The sequence below is a fragment of the Streptomyces spectabilis genome, assembly GCF_008704795.1.
Lineage (GTDB): Bacteria > Actinomycetota > Actinomycetes > Streptomycetales > Streptomycetaceae > Streptomyces > Streptomyces spectabilis.
In genome coordinates, this window is record NZ_CP023690.1 from 8,457,623 (window position 1) to 8,473,512 (window position 15,890).

Annotated in this window: 16 protein-coding genes and 1 pseudogene; 6 read left to right on the forward strand and 11 right to left on the reverse strand. The window is 71.5% G+C overall.

Annotation, left to right across the window (positions count from 1 at the left end; all coding sequences use genetic code 11):
• Positions 1-58: 58 nt before the first annotated feature.
• From CP982_RS35975 to CP982_RS35995, 5 genes and pseudogenes are all read right to left on the reverse strand, one after another.
• Entirely contained in the window at positions 59-613 is a 555-nt protein-coding gene (locus CP982_RS35975) for a hypothetical protein (RefSeq protein WP_170316565.1), read from the reverse strand.
• Positions 499-864, reverse strand: coding sequence for a winged helix-turn-helix domain-containing protein (locus CP982_RS43290; RefSeq protein WP_150514292.1), 366 nt, complete (start codon positions 862-864; stop codon positions 499-501). Before CP982_RS43290 ends, CP982_RS35975 begins: the two co-directional genes overlap by 115 nt.
• A pseudogene (locus tag CP982_RS43295) lies at positions 839-1,036 on the reverse strand (helix-turn-helix domain-containing protein); the annotation flags it as partial. The pseudogene CP982_RS43295 and the gene CP982_RS43290, both read right to left, overlap by 26 nt.
• 138 nt (positions 1,037-1,174) lie before the next feature.
• A complete protein-coding gene (locus CP982_RS35990; RefSeq protein ID WP_150514293.1) occupies positions 1,175-1,564 on the reverse strand; it encodes a GerW family sporulation protein in 390 nt (129 codons plus the stop codon).
• 180 nt (positions 1,565-1,744) lie between these two features.
• Entirely contained in the window at positions 1,745-2,707 is a 963-nt protein-coding gene (locus CP982_RS35995) for a helix-turn-helix domain-containing protein (protein ID WP_150514294.1), read from the reverse strand.
• 138 nt (positions 2,708-2,845) lie between these two features.
• Between CP982_RS35995 and CP982_RS36000 the strand changes: the two genes are divergently transcribed.
• From CP982_RS36000 to CP982_RS36015, 4 genes are all read left to right on the forward strand, one after another.
• The gene (locus CP982_RS36000; RefSeq protein WP_150514295.1) at positions 2,846-3,763 is read left to right on the forward strand and encodes an MBL fold metallo-hydrolase; all 918 of its coding nucleotides are present in this window, start codon (positions 2,846-2,848) and stop codon (positions 3,761-3,763) included.
• Positions 3,764-3,888: 125 nt separating this feature from the next.
• Entirely contained in the window at positions 3,889-5,406 is a 1,518-nt protein-coding gene (locus CP982_RS36005) for a carboxylesterase/lipase family protein (protein ID WP_150514296.1), read from the forward strand.
• Positions 5,381-5,962 carry a TetR family transcriptional regulator gene (locus tag CP982_RS36010; RefSeq protein WP_150514297.1) on the forward strand — a complete coding sequence of 194 codons (582 nt, stop codon included), beginning with the start codon at positions 5,381-5,383 and terminating at the stop codon, positions 5,960-5,962. The genes CP982_RS36005 and CP982_RS36010 overlap by 26 nt, the downstream gene beginning before the upstream one ends.
• Complete coding sequence (locus CP982_RS36015) at positions 5,959-6,489, forward strand: dihydrofolate reductase family protein (protein ID WP_150514298.1); 531 nt, start codon at positions 5,959-5,961, stop codon at positions 6,487-6,489. The genes CP982_RS36010 and CP982_RS36015 overlap by 4 nt, the downstream gene beginning before the upstream one ends.
• 129 nt (positions 6,490-6,618) lie before the next feature.
• On the opposite strand, the gene CP982_RS36020 is transcribed toward CP982_RS36015, so the two are convergent.
• The 4 genes from CP982_RS36020 to CP982_RS36035 form a co-directional block, all read right to left on the reverse strand.
• Positions 6,619-7,110, reverse strand: a complete 492-nt coding sequence (locus CP982_RS36020; RefSeq protein WP_150514299.1) for a hypothetical protein — start codon at positions 7,108-7,110, stop codon at positions 6,619-6,621.
• Positions 7,111-7,285: 175 nt separating this feature from the next.
• Positions 7,286-7,951, reverse strand: coding sequence for a response regulator (locus tag CP982_RS36025; protein ID WP_150514300.1), 666 nt, complete (start codon positions 7,949-7,951; stop codon positions 7,286-7,288).
• A gap of 14 nt (positions 7,952-7,965) precedes the next feature.
• Complete coding sequence (locus tag CP982_RS36030) at positions 7,966-9,192, reverse strand: sensor histidine kinase (protein WP_150514301.1); 1,227 nt, start codon at positions 9,190-9,192, stop codon at positions 7,966-7,968.
• Between the two features lie 102 nt (positions 9,193-9,294).
• The gene (locus tag CP982_RS36035; RefSeq protein WP_229878996.1) at positions 9,295-9,759 is read right to left on the reverse strand and encodes an SSI family serine proteinase inhibitor; all 465 of its coding nucleotides are present in this window, start codon (positions 9,757-9,759) and stop codon (positions 9,295-9,297) included.
• A gap of 359 nt (positions 9,760-10,118) precedes the next feature.
• Here CP982_RS36035 and CP982_RS36040 point away from each other — a divergent pair, with 359 nt between their 5' ends.
• On the forward strand, positions 10,119-11,042 hold the full coding sequence (locus tag CP982_RS36040; RefSeq protein ID WP_150514302.1) for an endo-beta-N-acetylglucosaminidase H: 924 nt from the start codon (positions 10,119-10,121) through the stop codon (positions 11,040-11,042).
• Between the two features lie 115 nt (positions 11,043-11,157).
• Here CP982_RS36040 and CP982_RS36045 read toward each other — a convergent pair whose 3' ends face one another.
• Together CP982_RS36045 and CP982_RS36050 are read right to left on the reverse strand one after the other, a co-directional pair.
• Positions 11,158-11,358 (reverse strand): hypothetical protein, encoded by a 201-nt coding sequence (locus CP982_RS36045; protein ID WP_150514303.1) that lies wholly within the window; start codon positions 11,356-11,358, stop codon positions 11,158-11,160.
• Positions 11,359-11,540: 182 nt separating this feature from the next.
• Entirely contained in the window at positions 11,541-12,215 is a 675-nt protein-coding gene (locus CP982_RS36050; RefSeq protein WP_150514304.1) for a DUF4232 domain-containing protein, read from the reverse strand.
• Between the two features lie 528 nt (positions 12,216-12,743).
• On the opposite strand from CP982_RS36050, the gene CP982_RS36055 reads away from it, so the two are divergent.
• Positions 12,744-15,818 (forward strand): AfsR/SARP family transcriptional regulator, encoded by a 3,075-nt coding sequence (locus CP982_RS36055; protein WP_150514305.1) that lies wholly within the window; start codon positions 12,744-12,746, stop codon positions 15,816-15,818.
• The last annotated feature ends 72 nt before the right edge of the window (positions 15,819-15,890 follow it).

The following is a 15,890-nucleotide window of genomic DNA, read 5'->3' on the forward strand; positions in this document are numbered from 1 at the left end:
GCCTCGGTCAGGAGAGGCGCCGGGCGCACTGGTGCACACCCCCGGGTACGGGGGAGGGCTAAGCGGCTTGGGTGAAGTTCCTTGCTGATGTGTGGAGCCGGTCTCGTTGCTGGGCCATGGCCTCGTCGACGGCCTTGCCGAGGGAGCCAGTGCTGGTCCGGGCACGCTGTGGATAGCCCTCGTACTTCGCCTGCCGCCGGACCAGCTCGATGTCGTTCAACTCCGGTCTATATGGCGATAGATGGAACAGCGCCACCCCGATCTTCGCCAGCTGACGGCGGCGCCCCTTGAACGCCTTGGCCACGTGCGCCGAGGCGTTGTCCAGCACGACTGTGCACCGCCTGCGGCGTTCCCAGACCGGCATCACATCGATGCCGAGGCCGTCGGCGGCCAGGTCCAGCACGGCCGCTCCACCGCCCAGGCCCGCCAGCCGCACGCAGACGAACCCCAGCGCGCCGTGCACGTTGACCCGCCGGTTTCTGGTGTCCTCACGTGGCACTACCGCCCGGCGGCCGATGCGCGGCCAGGTGTAGCCGGTGGGCATTGTCGGGGCGAGGCCGGACTCGTCCAGGAAGACCAGGTCGCATACTCCGGCGTGTGCGGCCTGCCGCAAGGCCGCAAGTCCTCCAGCTGGGCCCGGGCGGTCTGCTGGAGGACGGGGTCGGCCTTGTGCCGCACGCTGTCACGGGTACGTTTCCAGCGGAAACCCTCGCGGTGCAGCAGCTCGCTCAGCCAGTCCGCAGAAATCTCCACCCCGCGCTCGGCCTGCAGCCAGTCGCACGGAGCCGGGGCACTCCACGTGATCCCCACCGGTCCGATCGTCCGGTCCCAGAAGCTTTGCCGGCCGACCTGAGCGAGGGGCATCGGGCAGCGCCTCGACCCCGCCCTCCGCGAAGCGGTGGACCGCGGCACGGACCGTGACCGGATGACACTCCAGCAGGTCAGCGACCTCGGATACGGACCTGCCGCGATCCAGGAAGCGGATGCACTCGGCACGCTGGCGGGTGTAGGCGGTCAGAACGCGGCGAGCCAGCAACGCGTGCGACTCGCGCCGCTGATCGTCGGTCAGCTCACCATGAAGGCTTCTGGGCGTGGAGTCCCTCCCAGCGGAGTCCCTCCCAAGGGACGCCTACCCAACGCAACCAACGTCACCGGATCCCCGAACGCCCCTGATTCAGCGCCTCCCGCGACGCGCCAGGAAGCGCAGGATCGCAGCCCCGGCCAGGAGGCCGCCCGTCAGTGGCACGAGGACGCTCACCCAGGGATCGCGGATGGACTTGTACGTGGCCTTGCCCTCTTTGATCTCGATGAAGCCGAGCGGCCTCGCTTCTGCCCCGCCGCCGACCACGGTGTCCCTACCGGCCTCCTGGCCGGTGTTGCCGCCGAAGCCGAATCCGATGCGCGCCACGGGGATCACGGTGACGTCCTGGCTCACGATGGGCTCGCCGAACACGACGGTGCCCGGGGCCCGGCCGCCGAGCTTGTCGGCCAGCTGTTCCAGCAGGACGGCAGAGACATGGTCTGCTGTCCTCGCTTCCAGCGGTGCGTTCTCTGAAGCGGTCATCGGGGGCCGCCCTCAGCCGGGCGTTCGGCCGGGCTCAGAGGGTCGATGGCAGCCGGGGAGGACATTCGAATCTCGGCATAGGCGAAGCAGTCCACCGCAGCGAGGGTACAGGCGGCTGTGGTCAGGGCAGGGGGGAATGTCGAACAGGCCATGCCCCAGCAACGAAACCGGCCCCACACATCAGCAAGGAACCTCCCCCAAGCCGCTTGGGCCCCCACACCGACTCAACGGGTGGGCACGGGCATGCGCTTCGGCGAGGTGAATGGCTACGACGGGGCCCGCTGGGCTCGCCGTATCGCTCGTCTGCCTGAGCAGCGCGAGGGCCTCCTCCGATGGGGAGCCGGTGGGGGTGGTGCACACGATGAGCGTCTGCTCGGGTGAGCGGGCGATCGACAGTGTCTGCTGTGTCACCGTCACCGTGCCGACGAGAGGATGGTGCAGCTCGTAGGCCGCGGCATCGCACGGTGCCACACGGTGATCGGCCCACAGGGAGGCGAACTGCGGGCTCTTCATGGACAGTTCGCCGATCAGCTCCGCGAGAAGTGGGTCCTCCGGGTTCCTGCCTACGGTGATGCGCAGGTTGCCCACCACCGCGCGTGCCTTGCGCTTCCAGTCCGCGTACAGCTCCTGACAGTGCGGGTCCAGGAACAGCATCCGGCTCATGTTCGGGCGTCGCTCCGGGTCGTCCGGGTCTCGGAAGTCCAGGTGGCCGGCCAGCAAGGCATGTCCGAGGGTGTTCCAGGCGAGCACGTCCGTACGGCGGCCGAGCACGATCGCCGGGACGCCGTCGACGGCGCGCAGGAGGTCGCGGGTTTCGGCGGTCAGCCTTTCGGGCCGCGGGCGGCGCGGCCGCGGCGTGTGGCGGGCGCCGTCGGCGAGGCGGTGGAGGTGTTCGCGCTCGTGGTCGTCGAGTTGGAGGGCGCGGGCGATCGCGTCGAGGACCTCGGCCGAGGCCCCGCGGGACTGGCCCTGTTCCAGCCGTGCGTAGTACGAGACGCTGACGCCCGCCAGCTGGGCCAGTTCCTCGCGCCGGAGCCCGGCCACGCGTCTGCGGGGGCCGAGGTCGCGCAGGCCGACGTCCTCGGGGCGCAGCCGCGCCCGTCGGGCTTGGAGGAAGGTGCCGAGCGGGCCGGGTCCGTTCATCCCCCCAGTATTCGGTGCGCGGCCCGGCCCCAGCCACACCCTGTGAGGGGTGGGACAACCAGGGTGTGGTGCGTGCCCGTCCGCGCGTCCAGGCTCGGTCCCGTTCGGCAACGCATCTCAGACCCGAGGACGGCCCACATGGATCAGAGTCCGAAGCAGATCACGCTCGGCGACGTCACCGTCAGCCGTATCAAGGAGTTCTACGGCTCGTCGCGGATGTCTCCGGGCCAGTTCTTCCCCGACAGCCCGCGCGGGTCGTGGGAGGAGCACCGCCACTGGCTGGCACCCGACTTCTGGAACCCGGAGGAGGACGACTGTCGTACGGCGATCCAGACCTGGCTGGTGCGCAGCGAGGGGCGCACGATCCTCGTCGACACCGGGGTGGGCAACCACAAGGACCGGCCCTACGCGCCCGTGTGGAGCCGCCTGGACACGAACTACCTCGACCACCTGGCCGCCGCCGGGGTGCGTCCCGAGGACGTCGACATCGTGGTCAACACCCATCTGCACATCGATCACGTCGGCTGGAACACCCGCCTCGACGGCCGGTCCTGGGTGCCGACCTTCCCGAACGCCACGTACCTCATGCCCCGGCGGGACTTCGACTTCTGGGACCCGGCCAACGAGAACAGGACCGTCCTGGGCCGCGGGAACCAGAACGTCTTCGAGGACAGTGTCACGCCCGTCCACCAGGCGGGACTCACCCACCTGTGGGACGGGACGTACCGGATCGACAAGAACCTGCGTCTCGACCTCGCTCCCGGGCACACTCCCGGCTCGTCCGTGCTCACCCTTGAATCCGGTGGTGAACGTGCCCTGTTCGTCGGGGACCTGGTGCACACCGCGCTGCAGATCGCGGAGCCGGACACCAATTCCTGCTTCTGTGAGGACCCGGCACAGTCCCGCGCCACCCGACGCGAGCTGCTCGGGCGCGCCGCCGAGAGCAACGCGCTCGTCTTCCCTGCGCACTTCGGCGGGCAGGGCGCCGTGGAGGTCGCCCGCAGCGGCTCGAAGTTCGCGATCAAGGAGTGGGCGGGCTTCTCCCGCGTCTCCTGACGACCCTCTCCCGAAAGCCCGAAAGCCCGAAAGCCCGAAAGCCCGAAAGCCCGAAAGCCCGAAAGCCCGAAAGCCCGAAAGCCCGAAAGCCCGAAAGCCCGAAAGCCCGAATGGAAGTGCGCCCCTTGTCCCGACAGGCAGATCCGGTCGTCGAAACCCCGGCGGGCGCCGTGCGCGGCCTCCGTGACGGGTCCGGCGAGCGCTACCGCGCCCTGCCCTACGCGGCGGCCCCGACCGGCGCCGGCCGTTTCGCCCCGCCCGCGCCTCACCCGGGCTGGTCCGGTGTCCGCGACGCCACGCGGCCCTCGCCCACGGCTCCCCAGCCGGTCCGCGACTTCGGCCGGCTCGACATGGCCCCCTACTTCGGGCCCGGCTGGGTGCCCGGCGAGGAGTACCTGACCGTCGATGTCCACACGCCCGCCGCCGACGGCGGCAGGCGGCCCGTCATGGTCTTCGTGCACGGTGGCGGGTTCGTCACCGGCTCGAACCGCGCCGCGCTCTACGACGGCAGGGCCTTCGTCCGCGACGGCATCGTCCTCGTGACGGTGAACTACCGTCTGGGCATCCCCGGGTTCCTCGATCTGGCGGGTGCTCCGGCCAACCGCGGACTGCTGGACGTACTCGCCGCGCTCAGATGGGTACACGACACCGTCGGAGCGTTCGGCGGCGACCCCGGCAACCTCACGGTCTTCGGTCAGTCCGCGGGCGCCACGCTCACCGGCGCGCTGCTCGCGACACCCGAGGCAGAGGGGCTGTTCCAGCGAGCGATCATCCAGAGCGGCAACGGCACCGGCGCGTTCACCCCGGAACAAGCCCGACGAGTCACCACCGCGGCGGCCGCCGCGCTGGGCGTCGCACCGACCGCCGAGGCGTTCGGTGCGATCCCGGACGAGCGCTTCCTGGCCGTTCTGCCCGCGCTGGCCGGCCTCGACCTGCGTACCAGTACCGCCATGGACCCGCTGGCCGGTCTCAGCCTGTTCAGCCTGGTCCTGCCGGTCCAGCCCGCCGATGCCCTCGCCGACGGTCCGGCCGGACACGTCGACCTGCTCATCGGCACCAACACCGAAGAAGGGCGCCTCTACCTCGTACCGCAGGGCGACCTGGAGTCCACCACGGGAGCCGACGTACTCGCCGTCGCCACCCGTGTGCACGCGGACCCCGAGGCCGCCCTCGCCAGGCACCGGGCGGCACGCCCGGACGGAACACCGGGCGAGCTGCGCTCCGCCCTGCTCGGGCAGGCCCTGTTCGAGTCCGGTACGACGCGCATGGCGCGGGCCCACGCGCGGATCTCGGGCGGCCGCACGCACGTCTACTCCTTCGGGTACCGCTCGACGGCCCTGGAGGGGCGCCTCGGCGCGGCCCACACCGTCGAGCTGCCCTTCGTGTTCGACATCGCCGACGAACCCTGGCTGCACGGGGACACCCGCCTGCTCGGCCCCGACCCCGCCCCACCAGGACTCGCGGCGCGGGTACACGGCGCCTGGGTCGCGTTCGCCACCACCGGCGACCCTGCCTGGGCCCCTGCACCCCGCAGGACTTCGCGGTGGAAGCCCACTCTCTTAATAAATGAACCGCCATTTATTAACGTGGTAGGGTCGACTTCGAGAGGAGGAACCCATGCCACGTCCACGCGCTACCAGTGACACTCAGATCCTCGCCGCCACCGCACGCGCCATCGGCGCCCACGGGCCCGGCAAGCTCACCCTGGCGCACGTCGGCGCCGAAGCGGGAGTCTCCCCGGCGACGCTGTCGCAGCGGTTCGGGTCCAAGCGGGGTCTGCTGCTCGCCTTCGCCGCGGGCGCCGCCGCGGATGCCGCCGGGCCCTACCGGAGGGCGCGGGCCGCGCACGACTCGCCCCTGGCGGCCCTGCACGCCGTCGCCGACGAGTTCGCCGGTCACCTGTCCACCCCCGAGGAGATGGCCAACCACCTCGCCATGCTCCAGCTCGACCTCTCCGATCCGGAGTTCCGCGTCCACGCCGCCGAGCACACCCGCGCGGTCGACACGGCGCTGCGAGAGCTGCTCGCCGACGCCGTCGCCGACGGTGAACTCCCCTCCGGCACGGACGTGCCGCGCCTGGCGCGCGCCGTTCAGATCACCACCGACGGCTCCCTGCTGCGGTGGGCCCTGACCGGCGACGGGGACCCCGCCGCCCTTCTCCACGACGACCTCGAACACCTGCTGAGGAGCACCCCGTGACCTTCACCGCCACCGTCTTCATCGGCACCAGCCTCGACGGCTGCATCGCCCGCCCCGACGACGACATCGAATGGCTGACCTCGCGCGGCGAGCGCGCCGGTGACCTGGGCTTCTTCGAGTTCCTCGGCTCGGTCGACGCCGTGGTCATGGGGCGCAACACCTACGACAAGGTCATAGGCTTCGGCGAGGAGAACTGGCACTACGGCGACCGCCACGTCGGCGTCCTGAGCACCACCCTTCCCGAGGACACCGACCCGCGCGTCACCGTCTACCGCGACATGGACAGCCTCGTCGCCGACCTCGACGAGCGCGGGATCAAGCACGTCTACCCCGACGGCGGGCGCCTCGTCCAGAGCTTCATCGGCGCCGGACGTGTCGACGCCTTCATCATCAGCGTCGCTCCCGTCCTGATCGGCGCCGGTCACCGCCTCTTCGGCGAGCTGACCGAGGACGTCCCGCTGCGCCTGGACTCGGCCACCGACGTCGGCGGCGGCTTCGCGCAGCTGCGCTACACCGTGGAGAAGTAGCGTGCCCGCGACCTGTTTCGCGGCTGGTGTCCGAGCGGGACTCCACGGCCGAGGCGATGGCTTCGTTCCGTAGCCGGGTGGCCCGGAGGGATCACACCTCCGGGCCACCCGGATCCGCCCGGAAGGTCCTCAGTACTTGTTCAGGCGCCAATTGCTCCAGTGCCCGGGGGCACCTCCGGTGCTGCCGCCGTTGAACCGCTCCTTGTACCAGGCCCTTCCGTCGGTCCCCTTGCAAGTGATGGCGAAGTTCCACCCGTTGGCCCAGGCCATGTCGATGGAGTGGTTACCGGGTTGCGTGCACGTCCCCCCGAGCGAAGTCCAGCCGCTCGTTCCGCTTCCGGAGCCCCACTTCGTGTACGCCTGCCGGTTCGTGCCGATGACGAAGACCTGCCACTGCCCGTTGGGCAGCTTGTGCTTGAGCTGACTGTTGCAGTAGAAGTTGCCGCCCCAGTTGCTGTAGTGGCACCATCCGCCGCTCTGGTACGTCGTGCCGGGGTCGGATACGGCCAGGGCCGCGCCGCGGCTCGCGGAGCCTGTGGCCGCCTGGGCCGACACCGCCGTACCTCCGAGGGCGAGCGCGGCCCCCAGGGCGAGGCCCGTCAATGCGTGTGATGTGCGCACGGTGATTCCCCCTTGTTCTGCCTTCTGGTTGTGTGCTCGACACGAGAACCTAGGGCGTGGGCCACGTGGTGCGCGTCCTGCGCTCGTTGGACGTCGCTTGTCAACCCAGCACGTAACCGGGGTAAACCTGAGCGGCAGTTGACAGTAGCCGGGTGGGAGGCCGGGCGGATAGGCCCTACGCGGAACCCGGCACCACGAGCCCGCTCTCGTACGCGACGACCACGGCCTGGGCGCGGCTCTTGAGGCTCAGCTTGGACATGATCCGGTGCAGATGCGTCTTCACCGTGCCCTCGCTGAGGAAGAGCCCGGCGGCGATCTCGTCATTGGTGAGGCCCCGTGCCACCAGGGTGAGGACGTCGAGTTCGCGCGTGGTGAGCTCGGCCAGCTGCTCGGGTCGGCGCAGCGCGGCACCCGGACGGGGCGTGTACGCCTCGATGAGACGGCGCGTGACCGTCGGCGCGAACAGCGCGTCGCCACCGGCGATGGTGGCGATGGCGCCGAGCAGGCGCTGCGGCGGGGTGTCCTTGAGGAGGTAGCCGCAGGCGCCGATGCGCAGCGCGTCGTACACGTACTCGTCCACGTCGAACGTGGTGAGGACGACGACACGCGGTGGTGGAACGAGGTCGAGAGCGAGGATGCGCTCCGCCGCGGTGAGGCCGCTGATGCCGGGCAGACGGACGTCCATGAGCACGACGTCGGGCCGGTGCCGCTCGGCCAGGGACACGGCTTCCTCGCCGTCCGCGGCCTCCGTGACGGACGTGAAGCCGGGCGTGGCACGCACCAGCGCGGCCACTCCCGCCCGGATCAGGTCTTGGTCGTCGACAACGAGAACACTGGTCATGTACGATCTCCCCCTTACGGTCCGCCGCCGTCCGGTGCGTCAGACACTGTCGGCGCGGCGCTGGTCGGAAGGGTGAGCCGGACTTCGTACCCCCCTTTACGCCGCGGCCCGGCGGACAGCGAACCCCCACAGAGGTTTGCCCGTTCCCGCATCCCGATCAAGCCGTAGCCGCTCTTCGGTGCCGAAATGGCCGGTTCATGGCTGCCACCGGGCGACCTTCCGTCGTCGAGCACGGCGACCATCACGTGCTCCGGCTCATAGGTGATGTGCACGTACGCGCTGGTGGGCGCCGCGTGCTTGACCACGTTGGTCAACGCCTCCTGGACGACGCGGTACGCGCACAGGTCCGGGCCCAGGGCCAGCTTTCGGACGGTGCCCTGGGTGTGGACGGTGACGTTCACGTTGGCCGCCTTGAGCCGTTCGGCGAGTTCGCCGACCCGGCTGAGTCCGGGCGGAGCGTGCCGGGGCGCACCGCCCTCCACGTCGTCACAGCGGTCGTCCACGCGCAGCATCGACAACAGGCGCCGCAGCTCGTCCAGGGCCTCCCGGCTGGAGTCCGCCACGGCGGACAGGGCCGACCGTGCCGTCGCTCCGTCGGTGTGGAAGACGTACGCGGCCAGGCCGGCTTGCACGGAGATGGCCGACAGGTGGTGGGCGACGACGTCGTGCAGTTCGCGGGCGATGCGGACCCGCTCGCCAAGGACGGCGTTGCGCGCGTGCGCTGCCTGCTCGTTCGCCAACTGGGCGCTCAACCGCCGCAGTTCACGATTGCGCTGCGTGACCAGGCGCATCGCGTACCCGAAGGCCAGGCCGATCGCCGGGATGAGAATCCCCTGGGCGACGACCAAGAGGACGGGGAGGCGCCCGCACACCCCGTTGTAGAGGATCACGGCACCGGTCAGCACCGACGCGGCCGACGACACGCGCGGCTCGCGCAACGCGGCCACGCTCACCAGGGCGATCATCGGAGCCCACCAGTTCAGCGAGGGCTGGTAGCCGAGCGCGAGATATCCGACGTACGACGTACAGGAGACGGCGAGGGCCACCACCGGTGCCGAGCGGCACCACGCCAGGGGCAGCGCGACCAGAGCGGTGAGCAGATACGCCCACGCGTCGAACGGCTCCCACCCCTCGGGGTGGTACACGTGCCCCGCGACGCTTCCGCTCACCGCGACCCCGGCGGCGAGCACGGCGAAGACGATCCGCTGAACGGGCACGGACCATACCGATCTCACCTGCATCGGGGGATGGTAGACCCGCGCTCAACTCATGTCGTCAGTCCCACGGTTGAGTTGCCGACGGCCGCCATGGGCGGGACCTGGTGCACCGCGTCGTGACCCCCGCTAGGGGGTGCTCGTGGCCGGGAGTACCGGCACCAGACCGTTCCAGCGTGCGATCTCACATCCGTTGGACCGGTCGAAGGCGGCGTCCACGGGGCGGCCGGCCCAGGTTCCCGTGATGTGGGCGGTGGCCGGACCGCTGTACTGCATGGTGCACTGCGCGTCTTGCGGTACCGGCGCGAAGGGATCGGAGCCCGGGGTGGTCAGCTCGTCCAGCCTGGCGCAGGCCCCGCTGGGATCGCGGTGGGTGCCACCGGCGAGGTGACAGCGCAGCTCGAAGGTGCCATCGGCGTCGGGGCCGCCGGAATCGCCGGCGGTCACGGTGAGCCGGTACTGAGGTGCCTCGGCCTGGGCGGTGGGGCCGACGGAGGTGAGCCCTGCGGCCAGGGCCAGGGTGAGAAGAACGCGGCGCGGCATGAGCACTCCCGACATGGACGACATGGATGACGTAGGCGACGTGGACGACATGGATGACGTGGATGAAACGAGCGGATGCTCATGCCGATCCATTGCCAGGCCCGCCCGGCGGCCTCACCTTCGCCCCGCTCGACCACTCGCACGGCCCATCACCGTCACGGATCGGTCCAGGGTTCCCGTGCGAGCGCGTGGCTGTCGCGCGCCCCAAGCGAAGCCCTTGGAGTGGGCAGAGCGTCGCCCGGGGCTCCGTTGGCCGCGCGTGCTGGACCGTGGCGCGACGTGCGTGGGAGTCGTGAAGATATTGCGAGTGATTCTTGGGATTCGGTCACAAGAGCGGAAAGCTCAGAGGGCTCACTCGGCGCTTTCGAACAGGTCGGGCGCCGACCCATGCGATGGGAGACCGATCAACGATGTTCACTCTGGTACGGAGCAGAGTGCGGACGGCCGCGCTCGCGCTCTCGGCAGTCGCGGCCCTCGCCTTCGGCGCGACCACCTCGACCGGCGCGGTGGCGGCCCCCGCTCCGGCTCCCGCGAAACAGGGGCCGACCTCGGTGGCGTACGTCGAGGTGAATGACAACAGCATGCTGAACGTCGGCAAGTACACCCTCGCCAAGGGCGGTGGCAACGTCTTCGACGTCGCCGTGATCTTCGCGGCGAACATCAACTACGACACGACCAAGAAGGCGGCGTATCTGCACTTCAACGAGAACGTGCAGCGCGTCCTCGACAACGCCGCCACACAGATACGGCCGTTGCAGCAGAAGGGCATCAAGGTCGTCCTCTCGGTGCTCGGCAACCATCAGGGCGCGGGCTTCGCCAACTTCCCGACCAAGCAGGCGGCTTCGGCGTTCGCGAAGCAACTGTCGGACACCGTCGCCAAGTACGGCCTCGACGGCATCGACTTCGACGACGAGTACGCCGAGTACGGCAACAACGGCACCGGCCAGCCCAACGCCAGTTCGTTCGTGCACCTGGTGACGGCGCTGCGCGCGAACATGCCGAACAAGATCATCAGCCTCTACAACATCGGCCCGGCCGCCTCGCGCCTCTCCTACGGCGGCGTCAACATCTCGTCCAAGTTCGACTACGCCTGGAACCCGTACTACGGCACCTGGCAGGTCCCCGGCATCGCCCTGCCCAAGTCGAAGCTCTCGCCCGCGGCCGTCGAGATCGGCCGGACCTCGCAGAGCACGTCCGCCGCCCTCGCCCGCCGCACCGTCAGTGAGGGGTACGGCGTCTATCTGACGTACAACCTCAACGGCGCCGACCGCAGCGCCGAAGTCTCCGCGTTCACCAGGGAGCTGTACGGCAGTGACGCCGTCTACACGCCGTAAGGCGACCGAGCGCCTCGAAGCGCGCCGCTCCCTCGGGGCGCGCCGCGTCCCGTAGGTCACGGCCACGCAGGCCGCGCCTTCGACAACGATGTCGGAGGCGCGGATGCGGCCCGGGTCAGGCCGCGCGGCTGTAGCGGTCCGGGCGGTGGGTGGTGGGCCGGGTGCGCTCGGCGGTCGGGCGGGCCTCGGCCGCTTCCCGGCCGAGCAGCGTCCTGCGCGTCTTCGCGGCCTTGCGGGCTTCGCGTACGAGGCCGTGGTGGGCGGCCTGGGCGGCGAGCTCGGCGGTGCGGAACTGGTGGAGTTCGTAGTCGAACATTCTCGTGTCCCCCTGGGTGGTGGTGTCTCGCTCTGTGCGATGACTCCACTTTCGTTTCCCAGGGGGGTCGGGCACATCGGGAAGGTTCCGCATCTTCCGGGGGCGGGGGGCCTTAGGCGTACGGGGGTGCCTTAGCTCGCCGGTCACCTCAGGTCCGTCCGCGGCCACGGTGGGTCCAGCCGCTAGTCGGTCGTGTGGGTGGGGTAGACCTGAACGTCGGTGTAGGCGCCCTTGATGTCTCCGGCGCCCGCGGGCCACTTCAGGTTCACGCTGTGGGTCTCGTTCGGGGGCGTCACCAGGATGTCGGTCGGGGACGCGAGGCTGTCGCCGGTGGTGTCGATGTCGTAGGCGAGGTTGAAGACGGCGGCGTCGCCGGGCTTCAGGGTGGTGACGCGCGGCTGGGCCGGGCCGCGCTCGATGGGGCTGGAGGTGTTGTCGGCGTCCTTGATGTCGACGCCCGCGAAGCCCGTCGCCGAGCAGGTGGTCGAACCCCGGTTGACCATGGTGATGTCGATCCTGCCGGACTGCGCGTCGGGTGCGGCGTCCGCGGCGTCGACAGCCAGGTCCGCCGTCCTGCAGAAGGTGACCTTGCCGCCGGTCTTCGTCGCGCCCTTCGCGGCCGTCCCGGCCCCGGTGTCCCCACCGGAACCCGTCTTCGCGTCGCCTGCCTCCGAGCCGCTCTCCGACTTCGAGCCGCCGCCCGAGGACGCAGATGAGGAAGAGGAAGAGGAAGACGACGAGGACGAGGAGCCCTTGGAGGAAGAGTCCTTCTTCGCGTCGTCGCCGCCACAGGCGGTGAGCGAGAGGGTGGCGGCGAGGCTGACGGCGGCGAGAGCGGTGACTCGGGTGTGCTTCACGGGTTCCCCCAGAAGTGGCGCGGTGCATGTCATGCGGTCGGAAGTATTTGTAACTCGCACCGAGTCACGGGCGGTCCTCCGTGAAGTCTTCGTTCTGTCACAGGCGTACCGGCCTCACGGTGGAGACCGGGGGAGCCTGTGGGGGTGCGACCGCGGGGTGAACTGCCCATGGTTCCGGTCCCTTTGACGGGTGGGCGGCGGTGGTTGCGGGGCGTCGCCCCTCACGTGGCGGTCCTCGGGGTTCCGGTTCCCTGGACTTCGCCTGTCGGTACTCCTGGTGTCCGCGGCCTGGCCGAAACGCGCAGGGACGGTGTCCGGTCGCCTCGCCGTGTCGGGTGCGGCGGCGTGGTGTTCACCTGCGCGGGGGCCCGCCCCGATGGCGGCCCGGCGACGCTCTGGAAGGTGCTGCCCGGGTAGGATTCAGGCCAGCGCACGCCGTGGGGACGACGCGCCGAGCGCCCGGCGGGGGAAGACGGGGCCGGCCGCACGGGCGACGCGCCCGAAGGCGGCAATGGGGTGGGGCGGAAGATGGTCACCGGGAACACCGGGGACACCGGGCTGCGGTTCGCGCTGCTCGGCCGGTTGCGCGCGTGGCGCGGCGACAGGGAGCTGGAGCTCGGCTCGCCGCAGCAGCAGGCGTTCCTCGCGGTGCTCCTGTTGCGTCAGGAGCGGGCCGCGTCGGTGGGCGACGTCGTGGAGGCCCTGTGGGGCGGGAACCCACCACCACGCGCCGTGGGCGCCGTACGGACGTACGCGTCGCGGCTGCGCAAGGTCCTTGAACCGGAGCGGGCCGCGGGCGAGTCACCCCGGGTCCTGGTGTCCGTCGCCGACGGCTACGCGCTGCAGCTGCCGCGCGAGTCAGTGGACCTCACCCGGTTCGAGGACCACGTCGCCGCGGCGGGCCGGGCCCGGGCCGCCGGGCAGCTCGCGGAGGCGCGCGCCCGGCTGTGCCTCGCGCTCGAACCCTGGCGGGACGACCCCCTGCCGGGCGTCCCCGGCGCGGCCATGGACGCGCACCGCGCCCGGCTCGCCGACCAGCGCCTGACGGCCCTCGAAGCCCGGCTGGAGCTCGACCTGGAACTGGACGGTCCACGGGCGGTCCTCGCGGTCCTCGCCGACCTGGCCGTACGCCATCCGCTGCGCGAACGGCTGCGCGCCCTCCAGATGCGGGCGCTGCACCGGCACGGCCGGTCCGCCGAAGCGCTCGCTGTCTACGACGAGACCCGTCTGCTGCTGGACGAGGAACTCGGCCTCGAACCCGGCCGCGACCTCGCCGAGGCACGCGATCTGCTCGCGCCGCCGGACACCACCGGAAGGACCGGGCTCCCGGACCCGGCCACGCCACCGCTGCCCGCCCAGCTCCCGGGCGACCTCGCCGACTTCACCGGCCGCGCCGCGCTCGTGGCGGACCTGTGCGCGTTGCTGACGTCCGACCGCCCCGGTGCCGCCGCCCTGGTGGCGGTCTCCGGGGCCGGTGGGGTGGGCAAGAGCGCCCTCGCCGTGCACGTCGCGCACCTCGTACGGCAGTCCTTTCCGCACGGACAGCTGTACGTGGACCTCCAGGGCGTCGGCGGCCACCCGGCCGACCCCGCCACCGTGCTGCGCTCGTTCCTGCGCGCGCTGGGCGTGGACGACGCCGTGATACCGGAGGGCCTGGCGGAACGCTCGGCGCTCCTGCGCGCCCGCCTCGACGGGCGCCGCGTGCTCATCCTGCTCGACAACGCCCACGGCCCCGAGCAGGTGCGGCCCTTCCTGCCCGTGCTGCCCTCCTGTGCCGTCCTGGTCACCAGCCGCGCCAAGCTCGCGGGGCCGACGTCGGCGCGCCTGGTCGACCTCGACGTCATGACCGCAAGCGAGGCACTCGAACTCCTGGGCCGGGTCCTGGGCCGGGACCGCGTCGCCGCAGAGGCGGACGACGCCGCCCGGCTGGTGTCGGCCTGCGGCCATCTGCCGCTTGCCGTACGGATCGTGGCGGCCCGCCTCGCCACGCGCCCCGCGTGGCCGCTGCGCGCGCTGCACGACCGGCTCGCCGACGAGCGGCACCGCCTCGCGGAACTGCGCGTCGCCGATCTGACCGTCGAGGCCGCCTTCGCACTCGGCCACGCCCAGCTCCGGCCGGACCAGCGGCGCGCCTTCCGGCTGCTCGCCCTGCCCGACGGCCCGCACGTCTCGTCCGCCGCCGCGGCCGCCGTCCTCGGTCTGCCGGAGCCGGAGGCCGAGGCGCTGTGCGAGTCCCTGGTCGACGTCAGCCTCCTCGAATCCCCGGCTCCCGGCCGCTACCGCTACCACGACCTGCTGCGCCTCTACGCGCGTGGACGCGCGAGCGCGGAGGAGTCCGTGGAGGGACGGGCCGCCGCCCTGCGCCGCCTCCTCGACTTCCTGGTGTCCACGGTGCGGGCCGCGCACCCTGGCACCCTCGGCAGGGCCGAGCGCCTGGGGGTGACCGCGACCGTCACCGGCCTTTCGTTCGCCACGGCCGACGACGCCGGTGCCTGGCTGGCCGCGGAGGCGCCGTGCCTGTTCGCAGCCGTGCGCCAGGCAGCCGCGGCGCGCGCCGTCGCCCCGGCGGCCGACCTGCTGCTCATGATGGAGGAACTCCTCGAACGCGGCGGCCCCGGACCGGAGTTCGAGCGGGCGGCCCACGCCGTGGTCTCCGCGGCGCTCCGCCTGGACGACCGGCGCAGCGCGGGCCGCGCCTACCTGGCCCTGGGCCACGGCTACTACCACGCCGCCCGCCTGCGTGAACTGGTCGTGGCCTGCCGCGAGGCGGTGGCGGCGAGCCGTGCGGCAGGCGACGCGCTCGTCATGGCCGACGCGCTGGTGCTGCTCGCGCGCTGCTCGTACCACCTGCGCGGCCACGACGAGGCCCGTGCCCTCCTCGCCGAGGCGTCGGCGGTCTTCGAGGCCCACGCCGACCGGTTCGGCGAGGCGAACCTCCTCGGCGCGCGCTGCCGGGTGCGCCAGGCGACGGGCGAGACGGACCTGGCGGTCGCGGACGCCGAGGAGGCCCTGGCGGTCCATCAGGGCCTGAGTGACGGGCGCCGGGTGGGGTTCGCCCTGTACGACCTGGGCGTCGTCCTCGACGGCGCCGGGCGGACCGCCGAGTCCGCCGCGCGCCTCACCGAGGCGCTCGCCCTCTTCCGTGACCGCGGCAGCCGACTGTGGGAAGGGCTCACCCTGTTCCGGCTCGCGGAGAACCGGCTCGCCACCGGTCTCGCCGAGCAGGCCGCGGGCCTTGCCCGGACCGCTGCCGCGATGCTGGAGGAGGCCAGGAACGACCACGGCCGCGCACACGCCCTGTCCGTGCTCGGCTCCGCCCTCGACCGGCTCGGGGACCACGACGGCGCCCGGGCGCACCGGCGCGCCGCGCACGAGATCTGCACCCGCCTGGGCATGCCGGAGGCCGACGACCTCCTCGCCCTGCTCGGCGACGGGCCCGGGCGCCGGGACGGGGGCGAACCGGCACCGGTTCCCGCGGCGGAACCAGCATCGGTTCCTGCGGCGGAACCAGCACCGGTACCTCCGGCGCGAGCGGCCCGCTCCCCTCGCGTGCCGAACGCGGCACGGCGTAACCGGCGGCACGGGCGATCCCCCCTCCCGTGACCTTCTCCCGTGACCTCCCTTCCTTCCCGTGACCTCCCTCCTTTCCCGTGACCTCTCGTCCCTTCCGTGACC

What these genes read in the sequence shown, in the direction of transcription:
- CP982_RS36035 (WP_229878996.1), bottom strand. Translation starts at nt 9,759, where the DNA reads ATGTCGTCCACGTCGCCTACGTCATCCATGTCGTCCATGTCGGGAGTG.
- CP982_RS36025 (WP_150514300.1), bottom strand. Translation starts at nt 7,951, where the DNA reads ATGACCAGTGTTCTCGTTGTCGACGACCAAGACCTGATCCGGGCGGGA.
- CP982_RS35990 (WP_150514293.1), bottom strand. Translation starts at nt 1,564, where the DNA reads ATGACCGCTTCAGAGAACGCACCGCTGGAAGCGAGGACAGCAGACCAT.
- CP982_RS36045 (WP_150514303.1), bottom strand. Translation starts at nt 11,358, where the DNA reads ATGTTCGACTACGAACTCCACCAGTTCCGCACCGCCGAGCTCGCCGCC.
- CP982_RS35995 (WP_150514294.1), bottom strand. Translation starts at nt 2,707, where the DNA reads ATGAACGGACCCGGCCCGCTCGGCACCTTCCTCCAAGCCCGACGGGCG.
- CP982_RS36000 (WP_150514295.1), top strand. Translation starts at nt 2,846, where the DNA reads ATGGATCAGAGTCCGAAGCAGATCACGCTCGGCGACGTCACCGTCAGC.
- CP982_RS36055 (WP_150514305.1), top strand. Translation starts at nt 12,744, where the DNA reads ATGGTCACCGGGAACACCGGGGACACCGGGCTGCGGTTCGCGCTGCTC.
- CP982_RS36030 (WP_150514301.1), bottom strand. Translation starts at nt 9,192, where the DNA reads ATGCAGGTGAGATCGGTATGGTCCGTGCCCGTTCAGCGGATCGTCTTC.
- CP982_RS43290 (WP_150514292.1), bottom strand. Translation starts at nt 864, where the DNA reads ATGCCCCTCGCTCAGGTCGGCCGGCAAAGCTTCTGGGACCGGACGATC.
- CP982_RS36010 (WP_150514297.1), top strand. Translation starts at nt 5,381, where the DNA reads ATGCCACGTCCACGCGCTACCAGTGACACTCAGATCCTCGCCGCCACC.
- CP982_RS36040 (WP_150514302.1), top strand. Translation starts at nt 10,119, where the DNA reads ATGTTCACTCTGGTACGGAGCAGAGTGCGGACGGCCGCGCTCGCGCTC.